This window comes from Austwickia sp. TVS 96-490-7B, assembly GCF_019331795.1.
GTDB lineage: Bacteria > Actinomycetota > Actinomycetes > Actinomycetales > Dermatophilaceae > Austwickia.
In genome coordinates, this window is record NZ_JAHPZL010000003.1 from 611,707 (window position 1) to 633,486 (window position 21,780).

At 63.6% G+C, this 21,780-nt stretch carries 19 protein-coding genes and 1 tRNA gene; 10 read left to right on the forward strand and 10 right to left on the reverse strand.

Going from position 1 to position 21,780, the window contains the following annotated elements; all coding sequences use genetic code 11:
* Positions 1–136 precede the first annotated feature (136 nt).
* From KEM60_RS16840 to KEM60_RS05320, 3 genes are all read right to left on the reverse strand, one after another.
* Positions 137–478 carry a transposase family protein gene (locus tag KEM60_RS16840; RefSeq protein ID WP_219106598.1) on the reverse strand — a complete coding sequence of 114 codons (342 nt, stop codon included), beginning with the start codon at positions 476–478 and terminating at the stop codon, positions 137–139.
* 3 nt (positions 479–481) lie between these two features.
* Entirely contained in the window at positions 482–838 is a 357-nt protein-coding gene (locus KEM60_RS05315) for a transposase family protein (protein ID WP_219106435.1), read from the reverse strand.
* 563 nt (positions 839–1,401) lie between these two features.
* Positions 1,402–3,705 (reverse strand): 6-phosphofructokinase, encoded by a 2,304-nt coding sequence (locus KEM60_RS05320; RefSeq protein ID WP_219106436.1) that lies wholly within the window; start codon positions 3,703–3,705, stop codon positions 1,402–1,404.
* Between the two features lie 304 nt (positions 3,706–4,009).
* On the opposite strand from KEM60_RS05320, the gene KEM60_RS05325 reads away from it, so the two are divergent.
* The gene (locus KEM60_RS05325; protein WP_219106437.1) at positions 4,010–4,468 is read left to right on the forward strand and encodes a phage holin family protein; all 459 of its coding nucleotides are present in this window, start codon (positions 4,010–4,012) and stop codon (positions 4,466–4,468) included.
* A 25-nt stretch (positions 4,469–4,493) separates the two neighbouring features.
* A complete protein-coding gene (locus tag KEM60_RS05330; RefSeq protein WP_219106438.1) occupies positions 4,494–5,408 on the forward strand; it encodes an alpha/beta fold hydrolase in 915 nt (304 codons plus the stop codon).
* Between the two features lie 8 nt (positions 5,409–5,416).
* Here the strand turns inward: KEM60_RS05330 and KEM60_RS05335 are convergent, their stop codons facing one another.
* Genes KEM60_RS05335 through nth form a run of 3 tightly spaced genes read right to left on the reverse strand, consistent with a single transcriptional unit; the run spans position 5,417 to position 8,023 of the window.
* Positions 5,417–6,619, reverse strand: coding sequence for a MarP family serine protease (locus KEM60_RS05335; protein WP_219106439.1), 1,203 nt, complete (start codon positions 6,617–6,619; stop codon positions 5,417–5,419).
* Entirely contained in the window at positions 6,616–7,341 is a 726-nt protein-coding gene (locus tag KEM60_RS05340) for a CoA pyrophosphatase (RefSeq protein ID WP_219106440.1), read from the reverse strand. The genes KEM60_RS05335 and KEM60_RS05340 overlap by 4 nt, the downstream gene beginning before the upstream one ends.
* A gap of 7 nt (positions 7,342–7,348) precedes the next feature.
* Entirely contained in the window at positions 7,349–8,023 is a 675-nt protein-coding gene (gene nth / locus KEM60_RS05345; RefSeq protein WP_219106599.1) for an endonuclease III, read from the reverse strand.
* Between the two features lie 159 nt (positions 8,024–8,182).
* Between nth and KEM60_RS05350 the strand changes: the two genes are divergently transcribed.
* Positions 8,183–8,860, forward strand: coding sequence for a Crp/Fnr family transcriptional regulator (locus tag KEM60_RS05350; RefSeq protein WP_219106441.1), 678 nt, complete (start codon positions 8,183–8,185; stop codon positions 8,858–8,860).
* A gap of 2 nt (positions 8,861–8,862) precedes the next feature.
* On the opposite strand, the gene KEM60_RS05355 is transcribed toward KEM60_RS05350, so the two are convergent.
* From KEM60_RS05355 to KEM60_RS16465, 3 genes are read right to left on the reverse strand one after another with little or no spacing between them, the layout of a single operon-like run.
* Positions 8,863–10,503 carry an MBL fold metallo-hydrolase gene (locus KEM60_RS05355; protein WP_219106442.1) on the reverse strand — a complete coding sequence of 547 codons (1,641 nt, stop codon included), beginning with the start codon at positions 10,501–10,503 and terminating at the stop codon, positions 8,863–8,865.
* An 8-nt stretch (positions 10,504–10,511) separates the two neighbouring features.
* Positions 10,512–10,988: a RidA family protein gene (locus KEM60_RS05360; protein WP_219106443.1), complete on the reverse strand. Its 477-nt coding sequence runs from the start codon at positions 10,986–10,988 to the stop codon at positions 10,512–10,514.
* A gap of 3 nt (positions 10,989–10,991) precedes the next feature.
* Entirely contained in the window at positions 10,992–11,243 is a 252-nt protein-coding gene (locus KEM60_RS16465) for a DUF4177 domain-containing protein (RefSeq protein ID WP_255574285.1), read from the reverse strand.
* An 18-nt stretch (positions 11,244–11,261) separates the two neighbouring features.
* Here KEM60_RS16465 and KEM60_RS05370 point away from each other — a divergent pair, with 18 nt between their 5' ends.
* Both KEM60_RS05370 and KEM60_RS05375 read left to right on the forward strand, forming a co-directional pair.
* Positions 11,262–12,299, forward strand: a complete 1,038-nt coding sequence (locus KEM60_RS05370) for an ArsA-related P-loop ATPase (RefSeq protein ID WP_219106444.1) — start codon at positions 11,262–11,264, stop codon at positions 12,297–12,299.
* A 77-nt stretch (positions 12,300–12,376) separates the two neighbouring features.
* Positions 12,377–13,570 (forward strand): ArsA family ATPase, encoded by a 1,194-nt coding sequence (locus KEM60_RS05375; protein WP_219106601.1) that lies wholly within the window; start codon positions 12,377–12,379, stop codon positions 13,568–13,570.
* Positions 13,571–13,599: 29 nt separating this feature from the next.
* On the opposite strand, the gene KEM60_RS05380 is transcribed toward KEM60_RS05375, so the two are convergent.
* Positions 13,600–13,923, reverse strand: coding sequence for a WhiB family transcriptional regulator (locus KEM60_RS05380; RefSeq protein ID WP_370626289.1), 324 nt, complete (start codon positions 13,921–13,923; stop codon positions 13,600–13,602).
* Between the two features lie 495 nt (positions 13,924–14,418).
* On the opposite strand from KEM60_RS05380, the gene KEM60_RS05385 reads away from it, so the two are divergent.
* The 5 genes from KEM60_RS05385 (at position 14,419) to KEM60_RS05405 (ending at position 21,523) form a co-directional block, all read left to right on the forward strand.
* Complete coding sequence (locus KEM60_RS05385) at positions 14,419–16,833, forward strand: penicillin-binding protein (protein ID WP_219106445.1); 2,415 nt, start codon at positions 14,419–14,421, stop codon at positions 16,831–16,833.
* Between the two features lie 94 nt (positions 16,834–16,927).
* Entirely contained in the window at positions 16,928–19,339 is a 2,412-nt protein-coding gene (locus KEM60_RS05390; protein WP_219106446.1) for a transglycosylase domain-containing protein, read from the forward strand.
* 138 nt (positions 19,340–19,477) lie between these two features.
* Positions 19,478–20,404, forward strand: coding sequence for a metallophosphoesterase (locus tag KEM60_RS05395; RefSeq protein WP_219106447.1), 927 nt, complete (start codon positions 19,478–19,480; stop codon positions 20,402–20,404).
* A 180-nt stretch (positions 20,405–20,584) separates the two neighbouring features.
* A tRNA-Pro gene (locus tag KEM60_RS05400) sits at positions 20,585–20,661 on the forward strand.
* A gap of 232 nt (positions 20,662–20,893) precedes the next feature.
* Positions 20,894–21,523: a peptidase E gene (locus tag KEM60_RS05405; RefSeq protein ID WP_219106448.1), complete on the forward strand. Its 630-nt coding sequence runs from the start codon at positions 20,894–20,896 to the stop codon at positions 21,521–21,523.
* Positions 21,524–21,780: the final 257 nt, after the last annotated feature.

The following is a 21,780-nucleotide window of genomic DNA, read 5'->3' on the forward strand; positions in this document are numbered from 1 at the left end:
GCCCGGAATTCTTAGCTAGCATATTGGCGTTTCCAGGTGGTTACACTACCCTAGCCACCTGGAAACGCTGCTGGTTTATTTTGAGCAATAGCAGCATTAAGGCGTTATTCACGAGGCATTTTCAGGTCATTCTTGGCTACCAGCCAAGTCGATAGAGCTCGAGTCGGGTGATGACGGCAATGATATCGGGGAGTTCGGCGAGTCTGCCTCGATAGCCGGTGGCGAGGATTGTCCATTGTTTAAGATGTCCGATGGCGTGTTCGACATAGGCGCGAATGCTTGATATTTCTTTGTTGTAGTGTTTTTCGTTGTCGGTTCGCTCTTGTCCTTTCTTCTTTGTGAGAGGCGTTCGTGCTCCATGGACGATGTCAGCGGTGTCGGCGATCCATGGCGTGTGGTTTTCTGCGAGGATCTGTGACCAGCCGGTGAGGTCGAGAGCAGCAGAGTCATGTCGAGCTCCGGGAACCGGTGTGGAGATCGCTCAGAGTTGTCCTTCCAAGGTGGAAGCGATCTGGATGCTGACACACTGGCAACGGCGTTGACCGGAGTAGTTGACTTTGGTGACCTCTTGCCCCTGAGCTGGACGGTTGCCAGCTGGGACATATGTGCCGTCGATCAAGATCACTCGTCCATCACCAGCGGCTTCCTCCATAGAAATGTCGGTGAAGGTCAGGGCTTCATCGATGACAAGGAGCATCCTGCGATAGATGCGCGAAGCGGTGGATGGTGAAATATGTAGCAGATCAGCAAGGAACATCTGTGACAGATTGTTCCGTAGAAGTTCCAGGGTGAGGATGACGTGTTCTTTGACGGGCAGTCGATGTCTCCTGAAGTCCACTCCCCGGGAGTAAAAAATCTCGATGACCCGCCTAACGAGTGCATCATGATCGAGTCCTGTTGAAGACGGATACCGCATCGGTCGCTTCCCTGAGAGATGTGAGTCTTTTAACCCAATGATCTCAAAGCGGCCGATTTTTTTATATATGGGCGTTATTCACGAGCGGTTAGAAGTCGGACGACCCGCCTGCTGCAAGGGTCTGTGACCTGCAGGTTTCCTGACTCTCCTCAAGGGGGTAAAACCCTCGTGAATAACGCCCTATGTGTATGGTGACAGGTGTGTATCGATTGTTTCCCGGGGTGCGGGGTGCGGGCTGCTAACACCTCGTGAATAACGCCCTTAGTGCATGATTCACGAGGTATTAGCGGCCTACCCCAGTGATCTAAAAGGGGTTGATTTTTGCGTGCGGAAAAGATTGTATGTGTGTATTCAGTTTTCATTGGGGTGCGGCAGGCACGGGACGCAAACCTAGTCAATAACGCCGCTAAGAGTTGGATATCAGTTTCCGTCATAGGATCGGTGGCCTGCTGACGGGTCGTGGGGTGACGCACTGACGGGAATGTCTAGGAGGCTCCCGGTTGGGAGACCGCTGCGACTGCAGGACGCACGTCGAGCCACCATTGCTGCCGAGGGCGGCGATGTTCGGCATCGACGTCCTCATCCATGTGCGCTAAGGGGCGTTTCTCCAAACGCCCACCCATGTGCCCTAAATAGCGGCCGTACGACGTACCAGCGTCAAGCTGGGTAGCAATGTCGTCCACGGCGGCTTTGACCAGGCGGGTCGCCAAGAGCCGATCAAATGGCGTGGGTGATCCACCTTGCTGAAGATGACCCAGCACAGCTTGGCGAACGTCGAACAGAGATCGCCCTTCTTCGTCAAACAGCCGGGCGAGGAAGTCAGTGGTATACATCTCACTGGCTTCTTCGTTGCGCACCGCCAGGTAAAGCCGTCGACCGCTGCGGAAGGACGCATTCATGCGAGTCACGTCAGCTTGGAGGTCAGCCAAAGTAATGCCTTCCTCGTGAAGATAGACCCGTTCAGCTCCGCCGGCGATCCCCGCCATGAGAGCGAGATAACCGCAGCGGCGCCCCATCGTTTCCACCACGAAGCACCGGCGTGACGCCGACGCGGATTGCTTAATGCGGTCTAACGCCCACACTGCATTGTTCAATGCCGTGTCGGCACCGATAGACAGTTCAGCGCCGGGACAGTTGTTGTCGATGCTCGCCGGGACACAGACCACTGGGATATCGAATGCGGGATAGCGGCTTCGTTCGCGGACCAGCAATGCCGCAGCTTCATAGGCGTCGTACCCACCGATGAGCAGGAGCGCATCAATCTCGTTTTTCTCGATGGCCCGCCCGATGGCGTAAAGATGCTCCACGGTCGGGACGTTACGGCGAGTACCCAGTTCAGCGCCGCCGTCACCCACCCATCCTTCAGCGTCACCCCAGCTCAACGGCCGGATATCGCCGTCAAGAAGTCCTTTGAAGGAGCCGTAAACCCCGAGCATCTCCAGGCCAGCGTCCAATCCGAGCCGTACGGCGGCGCGGGCGGCGGTGTTCATGCCAGGTGCTAAGCCTCCAGCGTGCATGATGGCGACTCGCCGACCGGCAGCGGGTGGAGTAGCCGCTGTCAACGTTGGTGGCCGACTCATCGTCGCGAAGACATCGACCATTTCTCGGAAGCTGCCGCCCCGGGCGGCCATCGCTGCGTCGTAGTCACCGGCGGTGATGTGCGCACCGACCGCGCGGGTGGCTTGCACGGAGGTGACCAGCGGAATCCGCGCGATGCGGTTGTGTCGGACACCGAGCACATGCGGGGTGGATTCCGCAGTGGCAGCAAGCACTTCACGCACAGCGGCAAACCCGAGGAGGGTCGACATCCACCGGTCGTAGGCGCTGGGTGCGCCACCGCGCTGGACGTGACCGAGGATCGTCACTCGGGTGTCTTCGCCGAGTCGTTCCGCGAGGAGGTCTTTGACCTGCTCAGCTTTGATGGGGTTGCCGTGCCGGTCAGCGGCACCCTCAGCGACCAGGACCATCGAGTCTCGTCGTCCCGCAGCCCGACCGGCACGCAATGTCTCGCAGAGGTCGTCTTCCCAGCCGTCAGCGGGAGGGTTTTCCGGGATCAAGACGTAGTCGCAGCCCCCTGCGATGGCCGCCATCAAGGGAAGATAACCACAGTGGCGACCCATCACCTCGACGACGAAGCTGCGTTGGTGACTGGCTGCGGTGGAGGTGATGGCATCGATCGCGTCGACGATGCGGTGCAGGGCCGAATCAGCACCGATGGTCATGTCGGTGCCGACCATGTCGTTATCGATCGAACCGACCAGACCGGCAATCATGAGTGCTGGATGGGCGTCAGCGACATCCTGATCGATGTCACCGCTAGCGACGAGTTCGGTGAGCAGATCGGGCCAATGCCGCCTGAACTCATCCGTTCCGGTGAGAGATCCGTCACCACCGATGACAACGAGCCGGTCGATCCCGTGTTCCAGCAGGTGACGCGCGGCAGCCAACTGCCCAGACCGCTCCCGGAAGGCCGCGCAGCGGGCGGTGCCGATGAGCGTGCCACCGCGGTGCAGCACGTTGCCGACACTGTCCCAATCCATCGCATGGATGCCTTCGCCCCCATCGACAGCGCCCTGCCAGCCCTCGGTGATGGCATACACCTCGGCGCCCAAATGCAACCCGCTGCGGATGACTGCCCTGACCGCAGCGTTCATGCCTTGGGCGTCTCCGCCGCTGGTCAGCACCCCGATGCGTGCGGGACCACCCGAGCTGGACGCGGGCAGATCAGCAGAATCACCCCAGGCGACATACTCTGCGGGGACCTCAGTGGGGCTGTCCTGCTCTGACATCCGGATCCTCCTGGCACAGAAGTCGATCAGCGCGGCAATGCCCGCCTCGGTCCATCATGCCCGGTAGGGTTGACGTACGCCCAGTCACCGACACTCAGTGAGAGTCACCGCATCCACGACCCGTGGAACTTTGATCGTCGTCGACACGGTCACCAACAGTGATGGCCTTTGGTCCCGAGATCCCCCTAGCGGCCCGCAGAAGGTCCCGTTCATCCGATCTCGATACGCCGGAACGCGCTGCACTCGCTATCGTCATCGCAGGAGATCACGTCGGGCCGGTCAGGCCCGGGAGGAGGAAAGGCCGATGGCGACCGCCAACCTTTCAACGCGGCAGTTCGAAACGGTGCCCACCACGGCCGCGGAGCGGGCAGCGGCCCGCGCCGACGAGCCCACCATCGGCAAGCTCGTGCACGACGCCCTACAGGACGTTTCGTCCTTGGTGCGCAGCGAGATCCAGCTCGCCAAGTCCGAGATCACTGCTGACGTGCGCAAAGGCGGCAAAGGTGCGGCGTTCTTCGTCGTAGCTGCCGTCGCTGCGTTCCTCGGTGTGATCTTCTTCCTGCACACCTTCGCGCGGCTGATCGCGGTATGGCTGCCGGTCTGGGCGGGCTATCTCATCGTGGCCCTGGTGCTCTTCGCAGTCGCTGGGGTCTGTGCGCTGCTGGGCAAGTCCCAGATCGACAAGGTCAAGGGCAAGCCCGAGCGGGCCATCACGACCTCACGCGAGACGGTCGAGATCGTCAAAGCCGCCGCAGCAGGCTGAAACCTGCTCCGGGCATGGTGGCGCGATGACCGCTGATTCCTCGTGCGTACTGGTGCCGGGCCCGTGGGAACACCGGTTCGTCGCCGCCAACGGGGCGCGCTTCCATGTGGCTTCACTCGGCGAGGGACCACTGGTGGTGCTTCTCCACGGCTTCCCCCAATTCTGGTGGACGTGGCGGCATCAGCTGCAGTCCCTCGCCGAGGCCGGTTATCGCGCTGTCGCGATGGATCTGCGCGGATACGGCGCCTCCGACAAGCCCCCCACCGGGTACGACGCCCCCACCTTGACGGCTGACGTCGCCGGAGTGATTCGCAGTCTTGGCGAGTCCGAAGCGGTCGTCGTAGGCCACGGGATCGGCGGCTGGCTCGCCTGGACGTTGTCCCAGAGCCACCCCGACGCGGTCCGAGCAGTGGTCTCAGTGGCCTCACCCCATCCTGCTGACGTGGCCACCGCTCGACTGTCCCTGACCACCGCCCGCGGCGCCTGGAGCGTACTGGCGATGAACCGTCCCTGGCACCCCGAGCGTTCGATGGCCCGGGGTGCGGCGTACGTCCATCACGTGCTGCGTTCCTGGCAGGGACACGATCCGGCCTGGCCGTCCCGAGAAGAAACAGCCCGGTACGCCGAAGCGATGGCCATTCCGTTCGCTGCGCATTCGGCGGTGGAGGGATACCGGTGGCTGTCCAGGGCCCGCCTGTCCCCGGCGGGACGGGAGTACCTCCGGCAGATTCGACGTCCAGTGACCGTCCCCGTCCTACACATCCACGGCACCGCTGACACGATCGTGGCGCCATCCCTGGCCGCTGGCAGCGCCCGGTGGATGCAAGCCTCATACCAGTGGTGTCCCTTACCTGGGGTAGGCCATGCCCCCCACGAGCAAGCCCCCGAGCGGGTGTCCCTGGTGATGATCAACTGGCTGCAAGGTCCCGGATCGCCCTGATCACGGAGTCAGTTGCCGCTGGTGCAGGTCCCCGTTTCAGTGACCGCGGAGGACGTCGTCACCCCGGCGGTGACCTCACGGACCTCATCCAAGGTCAAGGCATACCCGGTCAGGGGATCGTCCTGCGAACGCGCAAAGACGACCGCTGATACTTTCCCGTCCGGGGAGAGGAGCGGCCCCCCTGAATTGCCTGGTTGCACTGTGGCTAGCAGTGAATACACCTTGCGCTGCACTTGCGCCTGACCGTAGATGTCATCGCCCTTGGCATCGAGCACTTCTCGGACTCGGGCTGCTTCGACTCGCAGTGGCCCGCCTCGGGGGTATCCCGCCACGACCGCTGAATCGGAATGGGCTAGGTCCTCCCCCAACGCCAACGGTGCGGCGGTCAGTCCGGGTACGGCGAGCACCGCTAGGTCCCTGGCTGCGTCAAATGCCACTACTTTTGCTGGTAGGCGGGACGATAAATGCCGGACGGTGACTTTGCGTGAACCTGCCACGACGTGGGCGTTCGTGACGACCAGTTGTCGGGCGAAGACCCATCCTGACCCTTCTTGCATTCGTTGGCACTGGGTGGCGTCTGCGTCGATGCGCAACACTGACGCGGAGGCTCGTCGTATCTGCGGGGTTTGCGCCACCGCCGGGTCGACGGGCATGACTGGTCGGATCGGTTCGGTGTTGATCGCGGAGAACACCCGAGGGAAGCCGTAGTCGTCCAGGGTTGCTTTGACTCCGCCGAGGACTTGGTCGCTGGTGGTGGGCATGACTTCGCCGATCGCAGAGACCACGTGGGATCCCCCGATGGACCGGGAGAGGTCCCCGGGGATGACGACCCGCATCACCCCGGCGGTGAACCATACTGTCGCCGCAGTGACTGTGACGGTGAGCACACTTCCTAGCAGGGCATCGATCTTCCCCAACGGGGATCGGTCGATGCTGTCTGTCAGCCGGAAGGTCGCCCGGACTAGCAGGCCCTGCATTGCGCCAGCGCACGCCAACACCGACGCGACTAATAGCAGCGGACGCAGCAGCGGGTTGCCGTGGAGGGGAAGGTCAGCGATGTACTCCGGCAGCAGCCACAACGCCAACCCGGACCCGATGAGGAAACCCGCAGCGGCAAACAGGGTGGACACCAACCCGCGACGGTACCCCGAAAAGCCACTGAACAGGATGAACGCCACCAAAACGATGTCGATCACCGTTTCCTGGCTCACCGCACCTCCCCTGTCGACGGCGGGCTGGCCGCAGTGCCGCCCTGATCGGGAACGTTACGGCGCAGGCTGCGGTTCCAGCCACCGGGGTCGACCCCGCCCAGCTCGAAAGTCGCGGTCAGCAGGGCCGCAGTGAAACCCCAGATGAACAGTCCGTCGACATCGAATGCTGGGGCGGCGTACCCGCTGGGATGCACTGCGACGAATCGGTGTGTCGGGTCGAGTAGCTCGCGCAGCGGCACGCGGGCGACTCGGTCGACTTCTTGCTCGCTGTGGGCGCAGATCGGGCTGGGATGCTCCCACCAAGCCAGCACCGGCGTCACCGCAGACCTGGAGGCGGACAAGTCCAGTTCGGGTAGCTCCGCCACCACGTGCACTCCGGTGGGGTCGAGTCCGATTTCTTCCTCGGCTTCCCGCAGCGCAGCAGCGACCGGTCCGGCATCATCAGGGTCGATCCGCCCTCCAGGGAAGGCGACCTGCCCGGCGTGGCTGCGCAAGTGGGGAGTACGTCGGGTCAGCACGACGTCCTCCCCGCCGTGAGCACAGGGCCCAAACAGCATCAGCACCGCTGCTGTTCGCTCGCGTCGTCCGGGGGTGGTGCGATGCCGTTCGAAGTACGCCGCGCCGGGGGATGTCGCAGCGGTCGCCGCTCGATGCAGCCACGGCGGGGGTCCGCCAGGTCGGGGCGGCCCCGGCGGGATCGACGTCGCCAGGTCACGAGTCATCGATGCCTCACGAACTCTCCGGGGCGGGGGTCGCCGGTGCGTCTTTGACCAGACGGGCCGCGACCCCCGGATCGGTCGGACCGAGCCCATAGGAAGGACACCATTCGGTGACCGAACATGCCCCGCAGGCTGGCCGGCGAGAATGGCATGTCCGCCGTCCGTGAAAGATCACCGTGTGCGACAGCATCGTCCAGTCCTTGCGGGGAAACAGGGCGGCGATATCTGATTCGACCGCGACTGGATCCTGCGCAGTTGTCCACCCGAATCTCCTGGTTAACCTGCCAAAATGCGTGTCGACTGTGAGTCCCGGGATGCCAAACGCATTCCCGAGGACGACATTTGCTGTTTTGCGCCCTACCCCGGCCAGGGTGATCAGCTCGGTGAGGCGTGCCGGCACCGTCCCGTCGTACCGATCGACCAACGCTGCGGAGAGCGAGAGCAGCGACTCAGCCTTGGCACGGAAAAATCCGGTCGACTGGATGATGGTCTCCAGTGCGGTGCGATCCGCGGCCGCCAGCGCGGCCGGATCGGGATACGCCGCGAAGAGCGCCGGGGTGACTTTGTTGACCTGCACATCAGTGGTTTGCGCGGAGAGCACCGTGGCGACGAGCAACTGGAACGGATTGGCAAAATCTAGCTCGCAGTGAGCATCCGGGTAACGCTCGGCGAGCGCCCGGTACATCTTTCGTGCGCGACGTGTCCGGGCCAGGGGCGTCTCTCCTGACCGGTCAGTGGGAGGCGAGGGCAGGGTAGGGGTCACCACGGCCCCAGCCTAGGCGGAAGGGGCGATATCCTCCTGCCCCCCACGTGATCTGGCGCACATCTATGGCACAGTAGGGGCGTGGACAACGAGGTGGTCAGGCACGCTCCCCTTTTCGCTGCGCTCGACGATGCCGACGTCGATGCGCTCCGATCCACGTTGACGTGTTCCCTGTTACAACGCGGTGAGGTGCTGTTCCGTGAGGGTCAGCGGGGCGATCGTCTTTACGTGATCATCTCCGGCAAGGTCAAACTTGGTCGGTGCAGCACCGACGGTCGGGAAAACCTGATGGCGATCCTCGGTCCTGGGGAGATGTTCGGGGAGTTGAGTCTCTTCGATCCTGGTCCGCGGACGGCGACCGCGACAGCGGTGGCTGATACCGAGTTGATCGGGATGAGCAACGAGCAGTTGCATGAGTTCCTCAAGGATCGTCCGGCAGTGGCGTTGTCGATGCTGGCGTCATTGGCGCGTCGGCTGCGACGTACGAATGATTCAGTCGCTGACTTGGTCTTCACTGACGTGCCCGGCCGGGTGGCCAAAGCCTTGTTGGATTTGTCGAGCAGGTTTGGGGTGGAGTGCGGGGAAGGCGTGATGGTCGCGCACGACCTCACTCAGGAAGAGCTGGCTCAGTTGGTCGGGGCGTCCCGGGAGACCGTCAATAAGGCGTTGGCGGATTTTGCGTCCCGGGGTTGGCTGAAGTTGGAAGCGCGCGCGGTGTTGTTGCTGGATGTAGAACGGCTGTCGCGGCGTTCCCGGTGAGATCAGGTGCCGAGGTAGTCCATCTGGGCTCGCACTGACTGGGAGGCTGCTGGCCACAAGGCATGGTCAACATCGGCATACACGATCTCTACGACGTCTTGCACGGTCCGCGCTCCAGAAGCCAGGGCGCGACGTACCTGGTCGAGACGGGACAGCCGGTGTTCGCGGTAGGCGTGGAGAGTTGCCGCCGCGTCGACGATGGGGGCGCCATGTCCGGGCAGGATCAGGCGGATCGAGCCGTCCTGTGCCATGTCGATGAGTCGGTTGAGCGTGGCGAGATATTCGCCGAGGGTCCCTTCGGGCCAGGCCACCAGCGCACTCCCCCGCCCGAGAATGGTGTCCCCGGTGAGCAAGGCCTCATCCTGGGTGAGCAGGAAGGATGCACTGTCTCCGGTGTGTCCAGGGGTGGCGAGGACATGCAGGGTGATCCCGGCGCTCTCCACGACGTCACCGTCGGCGAGGTCACCGCGCCCGACCCCCAGGGCCCGGACCGGAGCGTGCGCGAGTTCAGCGAATCGCAGGGCCCCTTCGGCGTGATCGGGATGCCGATGGGTGAGCAGGATCTGCGAGACGTGGCGGGACCCAGCGACGGCAAGGAGACGTCGGAGGTGGTCTTCGTCGGCAGGGCCCGGGTCGATCACCACGACTTCCTCAGCGTCTGGCGCGCCGAGCACCCAGCTGTTGGTGCCGTCTAGGGTCAACGGCCCCGGGTTGGGAGCACACACGCAGGTGATGCGTTCGTTGACGGATGTCGTCCGGTCAGCGGTGCTCGTTGATGACGCGGCAGGCGCGGAGGTCTCGTCGGTGTCGATGACCACCATGATGTCGTCGCCGACGAGGATCGGGGTGGGGGTGACAGCCCGGAGCGGGCGGTCTCCATCATGGGCGGCGATCCACTGGGCGGCGTCAGTGACGGGGACAAGCTGGCGCAGCAGGTGTCGGGTCGGCGGGAGCAGCATGGCGTCCCCACTATCTGCCTGCGCTAGAAGATCTGCGGGGCGGATCCACCGGGAATCCTCCGCCTCAGAGCAGTCACCGTCAGGGGCTTGCCCGGTGGGGACGACCGCAGCAAAAAACCGGGTGTCATAGCGACGCGGCTCGAATGCCGGGGTGATCCACTGCGCCACGGCCCGCAACAGGTCGGTGCGTAGGACCAGCCGGTGGCTGTGGAGCAGCGCAGCAAAGGTCTCCTCGTGGCGTTCGAGGCGGCGGCGAGCGTCCAACCAGGTGCCTTCGGGGTCGGGCGCCGCAACAGTCTGGGCGTCTGGTCCGGCAAGGAGGATGCCGCACTCCTCGAAGAGTTCTCGCGCCGCGGCCACCACCAGCGCCTGGGCGGTGAGGGCGTCGGGAGTGTCGAGACGCCGGGACCACTCCGCGGGGCTGGGGCCAACCCAGGGCAGGTCTGTCGTGTCATGAGGGTCCAGTCGACCACCGGGGAAGACGTACGCCGACGGCGCGAAGGTCATCGTCGCAGCACGTCGCAGCACGAACACCTCCACGCCATCGGGACGGTCACGCAGCAGCACCACTGACGCGGCGTCGCTGACAGGGGCAGCGTCACCAGCCCCGGCGTCCCACCACGCACGGATCTGGGTCGCCGTGGTGGGAGGTACGGGGTATCGGAGGCCTTCCCCGGCGGTCATCGGGGTGCTCAGCTTTCTCGGATGGCGAAGATCGCTTCGACCTCGACCGGCGCCCCCAACGGCAGAGCCGCCACGCCCACCGCGCTACGTGCGTGGGCGCCAGCATCCCCAAAAGCGGCTTTCATCAGGTCAGATGCGCCATTGATGACGCCCGGCTGACCGGTGAAACCACTCTCGCTGGCGACGAAGCCGACGAGTTTGACGACTCGCTCGACCTGGTCGAGGTCACCGATGACGCTCTTGCACGCAGCGATCGCGTTGAGGGCGCACAATTCGGCCAGCGCAGCGGCCTGTTCCGGGACGACACACCCTTCGCCGGTGCCGACCGTGCCGGTCGCGGCGAGCGTGCCGGCAGACAGCGGCAGCTGCCCTGAGACGTAAACATGCCGTCCGTCACGCACTGCGGGGACGTAGGACGCCACCGGAGGGACCACCTCCGGGACGGTGTGTCCGAGTGCGTGGAGTCGTTCCTCGACCTGGCTCATCGTTCAGTCCTCCTGCGGACGTTTGAAGTACGCCACGAGGTTTCCACCCTCGGGCATGGTGACCACTTGCACCAGTTCCCAGCCGTCGGCACCCCAGGTGTTGAGGATGGCCTGGGTGTTGTGCATCAGTACTGGTGTCGTCGCGTATTCCCACCTCGTCATGGCGGCAACCCTAGCCGCAGGAGCGGCGGTGTGGTCGACGTACGGCAGTGCTGGGCGCGGATCTGCCAGCTCGTCTGACGCAGAGGCGCTCACCCTCCTAGACTCGCTGGCATGGCGGACTCTTCCGTGGGGACCGGCGGGGGCGGGCAGCGTGAGGACTGGACACAGGTGCGTCTGCATGTGGTGACCGGTAAGGGAGGGACGGGTAAGACCAGTGTTGCGGCGGCGCTCGCGTTGGCGTTGGCGAGCACCGGCCGCCGAGTTCTGGTGGCGGAGGTCGAAGGACGGCAGGGCTTGTGTCAGGTCTTGGACGTGCCACCGCTGTCAACCACAGAGGAACTGGTGTTGCGGGTGTCCTCCGGGGGTGAGGTGTGGGGAGTGTCGGTCGAGGCGAAAGCCGCCCTGCTGGAATATCTGGAGATCTTCTATCACCTGGGACGCGCGGGGCGGATCTTGGAAAAGGTGGGTGCTATCGATTTCGCCACCACGATCGCTCCAGGGGTGCGTGACGTCCTGCTGGTCGGGAAGGTGTACGACGCGGTACGTCGGCAGGAGGGGCGTTCCCGATCTGTCAGTGCGCCACGCTGGCGATATGACGCAGTGGTGTTGGATGCGCCCCCGACAGGACGGGTCGGACGTTTCCTCGGGGTCAATCAGGAGGTCGCTGACCTGGCACGGGTGGGTCCGGTGCATGGACAGGCCAATGACATTACGGCGTTACTGACCTCACCGTCGTGTGCGGTGCACGTGGTGACTCTGTTAGAAGAAATGCCGGTGCAGGAAGCCGCCGATGTGATTGAGGAGCTGCGTGCGTCATCGGTGCCGGTGGGGGCGATCATCGTGAATCAGGCCCGTGACCCGTTGCTTTCTGAAGAGGACGTAGCGGCCTTGTCGGTGGCAGGTCCGGCCCGGGCGGACCTGGTGGCGGCGTTGCGCGGTGTCGGTGGTCCGTGGGACGACGCGGCGGTGGATGCTTTGGTCACTGAGGGGGCCGGCCATGCGGCACGGATGCGGCTGGAGGATGCGCAGTTTGCAGTGGTGGAAGGTTTGGGCCAGCCAGTGCACGTGTTGCCCCCGTTGCGGGACGGCGTGGATGCGTCCGGGGTCCGGGTGTTGGCACAAGAACTGACCGATCAGGCGATCTGGTGAGCGAGGTGGACGCGATGGTGGGTGATGCCCAGGATCGTGGCGCGATCACCCCGCGCGGGTCATACCGGTCAGGGCGGATGAGTCATCGGTCGTCGCGCACTCCTGTGGCGTTGGATGTGGACCAGCTTCTGGATGACCGCCACACCCGAATCGTGGTGTGTTGTGGGGCCGGTGGGGTGGGCAAAACCACGACGGCGGCGGCATTGGGGCTGCGGGCAGCAGAACGTGGCCGCCGAGTGGTGGTGCTCACGATCGATCCGGCCCGACGGTTGGCGCAGGCGTTGGGCTTGCACGAGTTGGACAACACCCCGCGCGCGGTGGCCGGGGTGCGAGCCGATGCCGGGGGGTCGCTCGACGCCATGATGCTCGACATGAAACGCACCTTCGATGACGTGGTGCACGCTCATGCCAGTCCGCATAAAGCTGCGCAAATCCTGGCGAATCCGTTTTATGAGGCGTTGTCGAGTTCGTTCGCTGGGACGCAGGAATATATGGCGATGGAGAAACTCGGGCAGCTTCATGAATGCCGGGGACCGACAGGTGCACCCCGGTGGGACTTGATCGTGGTAGACACGCCACCGAGTCGGTCAGCCCTGGATTTTTTGGACGCCCCAGAACGGTTAGGCAGTTTCTTAGACGGCCGTTTCATCCGGTTGTTGACGGCGCCAGCAAAAGTCGGTGGACGAGCTTATGTCAAAGTTGTCCAGGCCAGCATGGCTGTCGCTGGTGGCGCGCTGACCAGGCTGTTAGGTGCTCAGATGTTAGCCGACGTACAAACGTTGGTTGCGGCACTGGACACGATTTTTGGGGGCTTTCGGGAGCGGGCCACCCTCACCTATGCCTTGCTGCAAGATGCGCGGACCGCTTTCCTCGTGGTGAGTACGCCGGAGCGGGACGCGCTGCGGGAGGCTGGTTTTTTCGTCGACCGATTGGCAGCCGACGACATGCCCTTGGCGGGAGCGATCATCAACCGGGTGACGACGACCTCGTCACCGCTGGCGGCGGAGGTCGCCGACCGCGCCGCCGACCGGCTCGCCACAGACGGCGGCGACGAGGTGGCACTGGCGGTGGCGTTGCTACGGGTGCATGCGGTCGCTGAAGCGGCAGCGACCCGGCAACAGTGCACCGCCCGACGGTGGTGCGACGCCCACCCTGAGGTCCCGGTCGTTCACGTGCCCGCCGGAGACACCGATGTGCACGACCTCGCAGGATTGCGCCTCATCGGACGTCACCTCGCTGGTGCAGCACGACCGTCCGGAACCTCAGAGTGAAGACCCCACGTCAGGGGGAAGACCCAAGGTCAGGCTGTGGCTTGGGCGTGCTCGCAACGATCAGCTTCGAAGAGCGCCCGGAAGGAACGGATGTTGGGGTGCCGACGCAACATAGCGCGGCGTTCCCGCTCGGTCATCCCACCCCAGACACCGAATTCAGTGCGGTTGTCGAGTGCGTCAGCGAGGCATTCCGCAATGACCGGGCATCTCTGGCAGATCTGCTTCGCCTGCTGCTGGGCAGCACCTTGGACGAAGAGATCATCCGGCGCGGACTTACGGCAGGCCGCCAGTGGCGCCCAGTCGATGGTCCATGCGATCGAAGAAACCGGTTTCATCAGAGCGACGTTGCTCATATGTGTTGCCCACCCTTGCCGGAGCCCACTCACGGGCTGCTGACATGACGACAGTTGGGACAGTAGAAGCCACAGCTCCGGTCTGCCCACCCCCCAGCCGGGCCGCCTCATCTGGTCATATGTAACTAGTCACACTGTCCAGGACCGTCGTACGCCCCGGAACGACCGGCCACCGGCAGGCTCCTCTCGTACGAACGGAATTCCCTATCCTGACGGCATTTTTCGAGGTCACTGGACGTCCGACCGTGCCAGAAGTGGCGAGCGTCGACCTGAGCGACCTGCCCATCGGGTCGCGCTACCAGTCGACGACTCGGGACATCCCAGCACCGCCGGTCGTGACGATGGTCACGAACAGCGACGGAATATTGAACAGCCGTCCAGAAAAACAATACTCCTGACTGACCAATCGGACAGCTGTTTCGACACATCGACCGAACGTCAGACCGAGACTCAACGCATCCAATAAAACCGGCGCACATTTCGTAGTCTGGAGACATGAATCGACCCGAGGGCGCGTTCACCAATGTCTTCCGACTGATGGCTGCTTTCGTTGCGACCTCGATGGTCTTTGGTCTCCTTGCAGCAGGTCTGGCGATCCCGATCGTCGGCGGCGCTGGCCTGGGCGCCAAAGTCGCTGCGGCGACCTTCGATTCACTCCCTGCCACCTTGACGACCCCGGTGATGGCACAGCAGACCCGCATCGAATCCAACGACGGCACCCTCCTCGCCACGCTGTTCACCGAGAACCGCACGGTCGTCCCCCTCGATCAGGTCTCGCCGATCATGCGCAAAGCGCAGATCGCGATTGAAGACGACCGCTTCTACGAGCACGGTGGCATCGACACCCGCGGCATCATGCGGGCGTTCGTGGTCATCATGCGCGGCGGCATCCAAGGTGCATCGACGATCACCCAGCAGTATGTGCGCCAGTCCTTGATCGCCAACGCGCTGCGCAACGGCAACAACGCTGCTGCCGAGGCCGCACAGAGCCAGCGAGGTGTGGCCGGGATCGTCCGCAAACTGCAAGAAGCCAAATACGCGATCGAGCTTGAGAAAAAAATGTCTAAAGACCAGATCCTGGAGGGCTACCTGAATCTGGTCTTCTACGGGGCCAATGCGTACGGCGTGCAAGCCGCCGCGCAACGCTACTTCGGGGTCGACGCCAAAGATCTGAACCTGCAACAGTCTGCGATGATCGCCGGGATGGCGCAGCTGCCCAGCAGATTCAACCCCATCGACAACAGTCAATCGGCCGCCACCAAACGTCGTAACACCGTGATCGACCGGATGGCCGAACTCACACTCATCACCCGCGCCGAGGCCGCCAAGGCCAAGGCTGCTCCGCTGGGTCTGGACGTGCAGCCGTTGAAGAAGTCCTGTGAATCGGCCGTCGATAAGTGGGTGTGCCTCTACGTGCAGAAATGGCTGGTCAAAAATGTCCCCGCACTCGGCAAAGACGAAGCCGAACGGGAAATCACCCTGCTGCGCGGCGGGCTGACGGTGCGCACCACTTTTGACGCCAAACTGCTGGGCTCGACCAGGCAGATCCTCACCGACTGGGTGCCACCCAGCCAGCAGGACGACGTCGGCACCGCAGCCGCAGTGGTCCAGCCCGGCACCGGGAAAATCCTCTCCATCGGTCAATCCTCCCAACAGGACAACGACCTGATTTGGTCCATCGACCAGGCCTACGGCAGTTCCGGAGGATTCCAGATCGGATCGACCGCCAAGATGTACGCCGTCGTCACCGCACTCAAGAAAGGGATGAGCGCTGAGACGACGCTCTACGCGCCCCCCAGCGGCACCTATTTCTCGGCGAACCAGTTGCACGCCGGGGACTGCGGAATGAGCAGCATGCCGTGGCCGGTCGGCAACGTGGAAGGGACCATCCCCGGGGCGATGTCACTCCGCTCGGCGACGGTCTACTCGGTCAACACCGCGTTCGCCGATCTGGCCACGAAGATCGGGATCTGTCCAGAACGCGACACGATGAAAGACATGGGCCTGCGCCAGGCCGACGGGCAGCAGTATGGCACCAGCCCGTCCAGCATCGTCTTGGGTGCTAACAACGCATCCCCGCTGACCATGGCGGCATCGTTCGCATCGTTGGCGGCTGGCGGTCAGTATTGCGAGCCCTACCCGGTGGATTCCATCACCCGGTACGACGGCAGCAAGCTGGACGTGCCCGGGCAGAAATGCCGGGACACCGGGGTCTCCCCCAGCGTGGCTTACCGCACCACGCAGATTTTGCGCGGCGTCGTCGGCGCCAACGCCCTCGACAGTGGCCGAGACTCCGCAGCAAAAACTGGGACTTCCGATGGCAGTTCGCACACCTGGATGGTCGGTTACACCCCGCAGCTGTCCACCGCGGTCTGGACTGGGCGGACGCTTCGTGGGACCCAACCGATGGAAGGCATCCGCATCGGTCAGAACTATTTCGGCAATCCGTACGGCGCGACCCTGTCCGGGCCGTCCTGGCGCAAGATCATGAATGCCGCCAGTGCAGGGATGCCACTGGAAAGTTTCAAGATCATGCCGTCTCGTTCGGACGGCAAGATCATCATGCCCGACCTGCAACGCGCCACCGAGCAAGAGGCCCGCTCGATGCTGCGGGAGCTAGGACTGGTGGTGGAGTCGACGTACCAACCCAGCACTCAGGACGGGATCTACGGCGGACAGGTCATCAGCACCTCCCCCAGCGCAGGCACCGAGGTCAAAGCTGGATCAGCAGTCACGTTGACGGTGGCATCCTGGCAACAACCAGCTCCAGCGCCGTACGTCCCGCCGGTCGCTCCGGTGAATCCCGGCGGGAGTGCACCGGCTCCGCCGCCTCGACCGCGCCCGACCTCTCGACCGGTGGCACCCGCGCCAGCCCCAGGAACCCCGTTACCCACCAGTCGTTTACGGTAGAATGACAGTAAGTTACCGGGAGCGTCTCAACTGCTGACACCGATCAACGGACGGCACTGAAGTTCAAGACGTACGTCCTAGTACCCTGAGGGGCATGCAGCGTCGTGCGGGTGCGTTCACCAATGTCTTCAGTTTATTAGCTGCTTTCGTCGCAGCGTCGATGGTCCTCGGCCTGCTCGCCGCCGGTCTGGCGATCCCAGCCGTGGGTGGGATGGGCGCCTCGACCAAATTGGCGATCAACACCTTCGACGCACTCCCCGCGACGCTGACCGCCCCGGCGATGGCCCAGCAAACTCGCATCGAAGCCAACGACGGCACCCTGCTGGCCACGCTGTTTACCGAGAACCGCACCATCGTCTCGCTCGATCAAGTCTCGCCGATCATGCGCAAGGCACAGGTCGCCATTGAGGACGACCGCTTCTATGAGCACGGTGGCATCGACACCCGCGGCATCATGCGGGCGTTCGTCGCGACGATGCGCGGTGACACCCAGGGTGCGTCGACGATCACCCAGCAATATGTGCGGCAGTCCTTGATCGCCAACGCGCTGCGCAACGGCAACAAGGACGCCGCAGACGCCGCTCAGCAGCAGCGAGGCGTCGCTGGCGTGGTCCGCAAACTGCAGGAAGCCAAATACGCGATCGAGCTTGAGAAGAAGATGCCCAAGGACAAGGTCCTTGAGGGCTACCTCAACCTCGTCTTTTACGGCGCCAACGCCTATGGCATCCAGGCCGCCGCGCAACGCTACTTCGGGGTCGACGCCAAAGATCTGAACCTGCAACAGTCCGCGATGATCGCCGGGATGGCGCAGCTGCCCACCGCGTACAACCCGATGGAACGCCCCAAGGCCGCGATGGACCGGCGTAACTCGGTGCTTGATCGGATGGCCGCGTTGAACGTCATCTCCCGCGAAGACGCCGCCAAAGCCAAGGCTGCTCCGCTGGGCCTGAACGTGCAGCCGTTGAAGAAGTCCTGCGAGTCCGCCGCTGATAAGTGGGTGTGCCTCTACGTGCAGAAATGGCTGGTCAAAAATGTCCCCGCGCTCGGCAAGAACGAAGCTGAGCGGGAAGCCAACCTGCTGCGCGGCGGGTTGACGGTGCGCACCACCTTCGACGTCAACGTGCTCAAGCAGTCTCGGGCCGCGCTGGTCGCCAAAGTCCCCGAGAGCGACTGGAAGTCGGTGGGTGCCGCCGCTGCGGTAGTTGAGCCGGGCACCGGGAAGGTCCTGTCGATCGCGCAGAGCTCCGCGCAGAGCAACGACCTGATCTGGTCAGTGGACAGCGAATACGGCCGCTCCGGAGGTTTCCAGATCGGATCGACCGCCAAGATGTACGGCGTGGTCGCGGCGTTGAAGAAGGGCTGGCGTGGGGACAGCCCGTTGAACGCCCCTGCCCCGAAAACCCCATTCAGCTATTCCCAGTTGGGTGCCGGTGAATGCGGCATGGGAAACGTCGGCACCTACGCACCAGGCAACGCCGAGCAGGCCAAGGGCGGGTCGATGACCCTGCAACAGGCCACGATGACCTCCATCAACACTGCCTTCGTGGAACTGGCCACCAAGATCGGCGTCTGCAGCGAGAAAGCCACCATGAAAGACATGGGTCTGCATACCGCTGATGGTCAGCCCTACGGCAAGTACCCCAGCCTGATCCTTGGCTCGGACAATGCCTCCCCGCTGACTCTGGCTGCGTCATACGCCACTCTCGCTGCAGGCGGCAAATACTGCGCCCCCTACCCGGTCGAGTCGATCACCCAGTACGACGGCAAGAAGATCCCCTTTGTCGGCAGCAAGTGCCGCAAGACCGAGGTCACCCCGCAGGTCGCCTTCAATGCCACCCAGATCCTGAAGACCGTCGGCCCGTGGTCGCACGTCAATCTGGCTGACGGCCGCCCGGCCGGGTCGAAGTCCGGTACGGCAGACGAAAGCAAGCACACCTGGTACGCCGGCTACACCCCGCAGCGCGCCGCCGCCGTCTGGGTGGGCCGTCCGGCCGCACAGACCGCGATGGAAGGTGTGCAGATCGGCGGCCAGTATTACGGCGTGGTCTACGGCGCCACCATCGCCGGTCCGTTGTGGGCGAAAGTGATGGATGCCGCCAGCCAGGGCCTACCCGTCGAGCAGTTCAAAGTCGACACCGACCGCACCGACGGCAAGATCGTCGTCCCTGACCTGAAGGGCTCCACCGAAGAAGACGCGAAGAACACCCTGCAGGCGATGGACTTGCAGGTGCAGATCGCTGACCAGCGGGTCCCACAAGAGGGCATCGGCCCGGGCCTGGTCGTCTCCAGCTCCCCCGGCCCTGGTGCGGAACTGCGGGCAGGCAACACGGTCACCTTGACCCTCACTCCGGCGCCGAAACCCACCGCGACGACCTCCACCGGCACTGCCCAGCCCCGCCCCGGCGCATCGCCCTCCAGCTCAGCCAAACCGTCCGCCAGCACCGGCGGCGCCAGTTCCCGACCGGGTCGCCCCGGCCGTCCAGGATCGGAAAACGGCCGACCGTGACCGACTGACCCGGTGATAGCGACCGGGCGGAATCCACCAGATGCCGGGTGCACCGCCTACGGGGCGGGGCACCCGGCATCTGTCTGTCACCGATGACCGTCCCAGCTAGCACCGCGCGATCTGCCAAAATGGGAGGCGATGAACACTGTGAGCACAACCGCCCTGTCTCTGTTTGGCGCGGCGGCCGGGGGGCTGGCCTACGCCTCACTGATCGAACGTCACGCCTTCGTTCTGCGGGAACGACACGCACCAGTGCTGCCCCGAGGAGCACGGCCCCTGCGGATCTTGCAGGTCTCAGACATCCACTTGATGCCGGGGCAACGCCGTAAAGTCGCGTGGATCAAAGAACTGGCACGGCTGCGACCCGACATGGTCGTCAACACTGGTGACAACCTGTCACACCCCGAATCGGTCACCCCGCTCCTCGAGGCGATGGCGCCGTTCCTGGACCTCCCCGGAGTTTTTGTCCTCGGTTCCAACGACTACTTCGCGCCCCGGCCGAAGAATCCTTTCGTGTATCTGACGAAAAAAGTCACCCCGCCAGACACGCCCCGACTTCCCACCGGTCAGCTAGTAGCTGGCTTGGCTTCGCAAGGCTGGCTCGACCTGTCTAACGCCCGCGGCTACCTGTCCGTCGCTGGAATCGACCTGGAGTTGGTCGGAGTCGACGACCCGCATATCCGCCGCGACCGGTACGACGACGTCGCCGGACCAGCAGACCCCGGCGTCGACCTCACCGTGGGCGTCGTCCACGCGCCGTACCAGCGGGTACTCGACGCGATGACTCGTGACGGGGCCGGGATGATCATCGCCGGACACACCCACGGCGGCCAGGTGGCTCTGCCCTGGTATGGCGCGTTAGTGACCAACTGCGACCTCGACCAGCGCCGCGCCAAAGGGATGAGCCGGTGGTGGCCCGGAGCGGACGGCGCACCAGATGCGATGGCACCATCCGACGCGGCCTGGATGCACGTCTCTGCCGGGCTGGGCACCTCGCCGTACGCACCAGTGCGTTTTGCCTGCCGACCCGAAGCCACCCTGCTCACCTTGACCCCGCGGGACTGACCCGCCCCCATTCCGCCCGGCACGAGGCCAGCGAACTGCCGTCCCCGCTTGTCCTGCCGAGCAATCCATAGAGCAGGACAAGCGACCGTGACGATTCGGAGGATCGGGCTGCCATCAGATAGCATGGGGCGTCGCCGGTTCCGGAGAGTCAAGACCCGTCGGAGCACCGGCGACATGCCACGGGGTGTGGCGCAGCTTGGTAGCGCGCTTCGTTCGGGACGAAGAGGCCGCAGGTTCAAATCCTGTCACCCCGACCAACGCATCGCAGGTTAAAGGCAGTGAAAGAGCGAAAGCTTCACTCACTGCCTTTCGCGTACTTCATGACCATCAGCGCGATGTGTCACCCAGCCGGAGCTGCTCGTATTCATCGACGGCGTGGCTTTCCTCTCTTCACCGATGCTGCTGACTCGTCTCGCATCGCTGGAGCCCGGTAACGCATTCGCAGTTCAGTGAGCCATAGAAACCGGAAAAAGCACTAGAGTCTGCGCCATGGCCGCTCTCCGTACGATCGTCTTACTTGGCGGCGGATTTTACGACCAAGAACACGTGCAGCTTGACGACTTCCTCATCGAATCCACTCCAGTCGCAAGGCCACGGATCTGCTTCATACCCACGGCAAGCGGCGATTCGAAAGGATATATCGAGCGGTTTTACGACGGCTTGGCCAAATCTGGATGCCCCCTGAGCCACCTCGACCTTTTCAATCGCACCGTCGCAAATCTGGCCGCTTATTTAGCAGCGCAAGATATTGTCTACGTCGGCGGAGGCAACACCGCTAACATGCTGGCCGTGTGGCGCCTACACGGTCTCGACGCTGCGCCCCGCCAGGCGTATCTCGAGGAGACAGTGCTCGCCGGAATCAGCGCTGGAGCAGCCTGCTGGTTTGAGTCTTCCTTGAGCGACTCGTTTGGTCGCGTGGGTCCCCTCCGGGACGGCCTAGGACTGCTGCCTGGCAGCTTCTGCCCGCACTACAACACAGAACCAGAGCGTCCCGAAGCTTACCGCCACAGCAGATCTGCACGCGGTGCCGCAGAAAACTCGCAGACATCACCACTCGGAACCCTGCAGTGCCTCACATTTCCCATTAATGAATTATGGGCGTTATTCACGAGATGTTAGCGGCTCACCCCCCACACCTCGCAAATAACACCCTTTCTTGCATTGCCGAATTTTTTGCGGTGAAATTCATGAATCCATCCAAAGATGCCATGCATGCCTGCGGCATCTCTTTCATAGAGGATGCTTCCTACGCCGGTGCCATCGTATCTCCATATACCATTGCAGGTATCTTGATTGGACCCAGTTGACGATGCAGGCCCTCTCACACCTACTCACTCATTGATACAAGTATGCCGCAGGTTCCGCTCTTGTCCCCC

What these genes read in the sequence shown, in the direction of transcription:
- KEM60_RS05340 (WP_219106440.1), bottom strand. Translation starts at nt 7,341, where the DNA reads ATGACTCGTGACCTGGCGACGTCGATCCCGCCGGGGCCGCCCCGACCT.
- KEM60_RS05390 (WP_219106446.1), top strand. Translation starts at nt 16,928, where the DNA reads ATGCAGCGTCGTGCGGGTGCGTTCACCAATGTCTTCAGTTTATTAGCT.
- KEM60_RS05375 (WP_219106601.1), top strand. Translation starts at nt 12,377, where the DNA reads ATGAGTCATCGGTCGTCGCGCACTCCTGTGGCGTTGGATGTGGACCAG.
- KEM60_RS05320 (WP_219106436.1), bottom strand. Translation starts at nt 3,705, where the DNA reads ATGTCAGAGCAGGACAGCCCCACTGAGGTCCCCGCAGAGTATGTCGCC.
- KEM60_RS05380 (WP_370626289.1), bottom strand. Translation starts at nt 13,923, where the DNA reads ATGAGCAACGTCGCTCTGATGAAACCGGTTTCTTCGATCGCATGGACC.
- KEM60_RS05355 (WP_219106442.1), bottom strand. Translation starts at nt 10,503, where the DNA reads ATGACCGCCGGGGAAGGCCTCCGATACCCCGTACCTCCCACCACGGCG.
- KEM60_RS05370 (WP_219106444.1), top strand. Translation starts at nt 11,262, where the DNA reads ATGGCGGACTCTTCCGTGGGGACCGGCGGGGGCGGGCAGCGTGAGGAC.
- nth (WP_219106599.1), bottom strand. Translation starts at nt 8,023, where the DNA reads ATGTACCGGGCGCTCGCCGAGCGTTACCCGGATGCTCACTGCGAGCTA.
- KEM60_RS05360 (WP_219106443.1), bottom strand. Translation starts at nt 10,988, where the DNA reads ATGAGCCAGGTCGAGGAACGACTCCACGCACTCGGACACACCGTCCCG.
- KEM60_RS05330 (WP_219106438.1), top strand. Translation starts at nt 4,494, where the DNA reads ATGACCGCTGATTCCTCGTGCGTACTGGTGCCGGGCCCGTGGGAACAC.
- KEM60_RS05395 (WP_219106447.1), top strand. Translation starts at nt 19,478, where the DNA reads ATGAACACTGTGAGCACAACCGCCCTGTCTCTGTTTGGCGCGGCGGCC.
- KEM60_RS05405 (WP_219106448.1), top strand. Translation starts at nt 20,894, where the DNA reads ATGGCCGCTCTCCGTACGATCGTCTTACTTGGCGGCGGATTTTACGAC.
- KEM60_RS05385 (WP_219106445.1), top strand. Translation starts at nt 14,419, where the DNA reads ATGAATCGACCCGAGGGCGCGTTCACCAATGTCTTCCGACTGATGGCT.
- KEM60_RS05325 (WP_219106437.1), top strand. Translation starts at nt 4,010, where the DNA reads ATGGCGACCGCCAACCTTTCAACGCGGCAGTTCGAAACGGTGCCCACC.